Origin of the sequence: Streptomyces prasinopilosus (genome assembly GCF_001419695.1) — a bacterium.
Lineage (GTDB): Bacteria > Actinomycetota > Actinomycetes > Streptomycetales > Streptomycetaceae > Streptomyces > Streptomyces prasinopilosus.
This window is the reverse complement of the sequence record NZ_LIRG01000059.1, coordinates 1-2,814: the sequence shown is the minus strand read 5'-3', so window position 1 is coordinate 2,814 and position 2,814 is coordinate 1. Positions and strand designations below refer to the sequence as shown.

General features: G+C 74.1%; 2 protein-coding genes. One reads left to right on the top strand and one right to left on the bottom strand.

Translation table 11 applies throughout. The features are described from left to right. Positions 1 to 7: 7 nt before the first annotated feature. Positions 8 to 388, bottom strand: coding sequence for a hypothetical protein (locus tag AOK18_RS03655; RefSeq protein ID WP_055693310.1), 381 nt, complete (start codon positions 386 to 388; stop codon positions 8 to 10). Positions 389 to 687: 299 nt separating this feature from the next. On the opposite strand from AOK18_RS03655, the gene AOK18_RS03650 reads away from it, so the two are divergent. Beyond that, positions 688 to 2,814 (top strand): SpoIIE family protein phosphatase (locus AOK18_RS03650; protein WP_107100323.1); only part of this gene is annotated, 2,127 nt, incomplete at its 3' end.

Sequence of the window (2,814 nt, the reverse complement as noted above, 5' to 3'; positions counted from 1 at the left end):
GCGACGGTCAGCGGCTTTCGAGGCGGACGTGCAGCTCCTTCTCCTGGTCGCCGGAGACCGTGCTCAGGTCGTGCACCGTGAACAGGGACTCCAGAGTGGTGCGGACCCGGTCGACCGCCCAGTAACCGCCCTGCAGGTCGGCGTCGACCGAGGCCCCCAGCCGGGCCGTGGCCTCCGGGCGGGCTCCGCCCTCGCGCGGGTCGGCCACGTCGAACGTGCCGAGCCACACCGTCGGGCGGACCCCGGAGGACGCCTCCGGCACGTCACCGGAACGCCGGTCGGACGTGAAGTACGCGCCCAGTGTGTCGAACACGATCTGCGCGTCGTGCCGGTCGCACCCGCTGAGTTCGACCGAGACGGATTCCGGGTGCGGTCGCTCGCTGCCCATCGTGATCGCTCCTTTCGCCGCGACACCCTGCCGCGTCCTGCCGTGCCCCGGCCACGTCCTTGCCGGGCCTGCCACACGGCGTACCCCGCCCTCCGCCGCCCAAGCACCGCATCCACGCGCACACGGGTGCGCTCCCCGCGCACCACCGGCGTGCCCGGGGGATCGCGGGGCACCCGGCGCGGAGAGGAAAGAAGGTGGAGGAGACGGCCGGAGAGGCGGAAAATCGCCCCCACGCGCGGTAGAACAGGTGATGCGGCGCATCACGGTGGGCCGCGGGAATCGGCGAAGGCGGGCGTGCGATGAGTTCAGCCGGGTCACCCCTGGTCGAGGGCGACGGGGACGGAACGGGCCCCGGGCCGGTCCGTCCCAGCGGCCTGCTCGACGTGCTGCGCGTGGCCTCGGTGGTGCTGGACCCCCAGGGCCGCATCGTGCTGTGGAGCCCGCAGGCCGAGGAACTCTTCGGGTACGGCGCCGAGGAGGCGCTGGGCCAGTACGCCGCCCGGATCATGGTGCACGAACAGCACCTGGACCTGGTGGTCAAACTCTTCTCCGAGGTCATGCGGACCGGGCAGAGCTGGGCCGGAGCGTTCCCCATCCGGCGCAAGGACGGCGGCACCCGGCTCGTGGAGTTCCGCAACATGCGGCTGACCGACGACCAGGGCAGCGTCTACGCCCTCGGCCTCGCGGTCGACCAGACGACCGTGCGCCGGGTGGAGCAGGACGTGGCGCTGTCCACCCGGATCGTCGCCCAGTCCCCGATAGGACTGGCCGTCCTGGACACCGCCCTGCGGTACGTCTCGGTCAACCCGGCACTCGAACGGATCAACGGCGTCCCGGTGGAGGAACACCTGGGCCGCACGCTCCCCGAGGTGCTTCCGCAGCTGGACGTCGCCACCGTCGAGGCGGCGGCGAGGCGGGTCCTGGACACCGGGGAACCGGTCGTCGACCAGTACATGATCGGCCGGACCCCGGCCGACCCCGACACGGACCACGCCTGGACCGCCTCGCTGTTCCGGCTGGAGAACGCGCTCGGCTCGGTGCTCGGCGTGGCCCTTTCCGTGGTGGACGTCACCGAGCAGTACCGGGCGGGCCTCGAGGCCGAACGGGCCCGGCGCCGACTGGCCGTCGTGGCCGACGCCTCGGCCCGGGTCGGCACCACGCTCGACCTGGAGCGCACGGCCCGTGAGCTGGCCGACGTGGCCGTTCCGGAGCTGGCCGACGTGGCCGCCGTGGACCTGCTGGACACGGTGGTGCTGGGCCGCCGGAGCACCCTCGGCCCGGCCGAGCCGGCGGTGATCCGGGCCCTGGCGGTCCGGGGCGCGGGCGCCGGCTCGAGGGACGCCCTGCGGGCCGCCGATCCGCCGGGCCTGGTCACCCGGTACGGCCCGGACCGGTTCGTCACCGAGTGCGTGCGCACCGGGCTGCCCGTGGTCCTGCCGCGGGTCAAGGACGAGGACCTGCCCAGGATCGCCCGGTCCCCCGAGGCGGCCGAACTGCTGGGCCGCGCGGGTGTGCACTCGTACCTGGCGGTGCCCCTGACCGCGCACGGCGAGGTGCTCGGCGCGCTCGACCTCAAGCGCACCGGCAACCCGCTGCCGTTCGACGAGGACGACCTGCTGCTGGCCCGGGAGCTGGCCTCCCGCGCGGCCGTGCAGATCGACAACGCCCGCTGGTACCAGAGCGCCCGCGACGCCGCGCTCACCCTGCAGCGCAGCCTGCTGCCCAGCCATCCGCCGGTGACGGGCGGGCTCGAGGTCGCCTCCCGCTACCAGCCCGCGGGGGCCACCAACGAGGTGGGCGGCGACTGGTTCGACGTGATCCCGCTGGACGGCGGCAGGACGGCCCTCGTCGTGGGAGACGTGATGGGCAACGGCATCCCCGCGGCGGCCACCATGGGGCGGCTGCGCACGGCGACGAACACGCTGGCCTCGATCGGTCTCGATCCCGCGGTGCTCCTGGAGCACCTCGACCGGATCGTCGGCGAACTCGAGGACGCCATCGCCACCTGCGTCTACGTCGTCCACGACCCCCGTGAACGGCAGTGCCTGATCGCCAACGCGGGGCACCTGCCGCCGGTGCGGGTCCGGGCCGGCGGCACCCCGGAACTGCTCGGCCTGCCGACCGGGGTGCCGCTGGGGGTGGGCGGCGTCGGGTTCTCGACCACCGTCGTGGGGCTCGAACCGGGTGACCGGCTGGTGCTGTACACCGACGGCCTGGTCGAGACCCGGCACCACTCGCTGGACGAGCGCCTCGACCGCCTGCTCGCGCTGCTGCGCGGCCGGCCCGACCTCTCCCTCGAGGAGACGTGCGACCTGCTGCTGCGCACCCTGCACGAACCCGACGACTTCGACGACGTGGCCCTGCTCATCGCCCGTGCGACCCTGCCCGGCTGCGCCGTGTCCCCGGACCGCCCCGCCGCCCCGGAC